The 1,809-nt window shown below is 72.0% G+C and carries 1 protein-coding gene; it reads left to right on the top strand.

What is annotated here, in order from left to right:
* Positions 1-1,809 (top strand): carboxypeptidase-like regulatory domain-containing protein (locus DFR29_RS28770; protein ID WP_133822077.1); only part of this gene is annotated, 1,809 nt, incomplete at both ends.

The following is a 1,809-nucleotide window of genomic DNA, read 5'->3' as shown; positions in this document are numbered from 1 at the left end:
CCAGGGCAAGGCCCGCTTCAGCGGCGTGCCGGCCGGCACCTTCACCGCTTCGGCGCGCGATCCGGTGTCGCGCCTGGTCGGCGCCGCGGTTTCCAGCATCATCGCCGGGCAGACGCGCAGCCTGACCCTGCGGTTGCAGCCCATCGGCACGATCCACGGCGCCGTCTTCGACGTCGACGGCAGCACCCGCCGCGCCGGTGTGCAGGTGCGCGTGATCAGCCGCGAGCGCGGCATCGTCAGCCAGCGCGTAACCGGCACCGATGGTGCCTTCCGCTTCGACAGTCTGCCGCTGTCCGACGGTCCGTTCACGCTGGACGCCTTCGTCGACGGCCGCGTGCGCGCCCGTGTGCCGGCCCTGGTGCTGTCCCAGCCCAACGAAGTGCTGGAACGCAACATCACCTTGGGCGCCGTGGGCACGGTGCGTGGTCAAGTGAGCGACGGCGCCGGTCAAGTCTTCGCCAACGCCCGCGTGACGCTGCAGTCCCTGGTCGGCCAGCGCCTGACCCTCGAGGCGCGCAGCGACGCCCAGGGCCGTTACGTCGTGCCCGGTGTGCCGCTGGGCGCGTTCGAACTGACCGCCATCACCACCGAAGGCCGCAGCGGCCACGCCCAGGGCGAGCTGGCCCAGGACGGCGAAACCCGCGTGGTCGACATCGTCATCGCCAGCAACGCGCTGGTCGGCATCGTGTTCGAGCGCGACAACGTCACGCCGGTCGGCGCCGGCGTCGCCGTGTTCCTGGCGCCGCGGGCGCTGGGGCCGCGCTATTCCTACGATCCGCTGTCCGGCAACCCGGCCGTTCTGCGCACCGCCACCGATGCGCAGGGGCGCTTCAGCTTCGCCGTCACCCGAGCCGACGCCTACTACGTGCAGGCCGAGGCGGCGCTTGAGCGCGGCCGCAGCGAGGTGGTCGTGGTCAACCTGGATCCGCCGCAGCCGCTGCAGACGCGCGTGGTGTTCCTGGCCAAAGGCAGCGTCAGCGGCCGGGTCAGCGATCCCCAGGGAGCGGCGCAGGCGAACGTGCCGGTCAGCGTGACTTCTGCAGGCCTTTTCGACGCCGAGCGCACCACCCAGACCGACGCCCAGGGGCGCTACAGCGTTGACGGCGTGTTCGCCGGCGACGTCACGGCGACGGCGCGCAACGCGGCCACTCAGCTCAGCGGCTTCAACCGCGCCCGGCTGGACAACGAAGGCCAACAGGTCGACCTCGACATCGTGCTCGCCGCCAGCGGCAGCGTGGCTGGCCGTGTGCTGCGCCGCGACGGCAGCGTTGTGCCCGGACCGCTGAAGCTCAGTCTGCGCCGCGACCGCGTTGTCATCGCCAGCCAGGAAGTGGCCGACGGCGGCACGTACCGCTTCGACCTCGTGCCGGTCGGCGAGGTCGAGGTCATCGCTCAGGAGCTCGGCAACGGCGATCGCGGTGCGGCGACGACGCGCATCACCAGCGCCGGCGAGACGCGCCTGCTTGATGTGCAGCTGGTGGGCCAGGGACGTGTCAGCGTTCACGTGGTCGGTGCCGGTGGCGCGCCGGTCGCCGGTGCGCGCGTGGCGCTGAGCACCGCGTTGCCGTTTGCCACCACGGTCGAACGCGAATCCGACGCCGGCGGTCTGGTTGTGTTCGAGCGCGTGTTCAACGGTGACTACCAGATAACCGCGAGCCGCCCGGCGCCCATCGGCAGCCTATCGGGCAGCGCCGCCGGTACGCTGCTGCCCGGCGAGGACGGCGAGGTCACCATCACGTTGACGGCGCTGGCCACCGGCCGCGTGCAGGGTCGGGTGCTCGCTCCCGACGGCCTCACGCCGGTGGCGGG

This window comes from Tahibacter aquaticus (genome assembly GCF_004363655.1).
Taxonomy (GTDB): Bacteria; Pseudomonadota; Gammaproteobacteria; order Xanthomonadales; family Rhodanobacteraceae; genus Tahibacter; species Tahibacter aquaticus.
The sequence above is the reverse complement of the archived record's forward strand: the minus strand, read 5'-3'. Positions and strand labels throughout refer to the sequence as shown.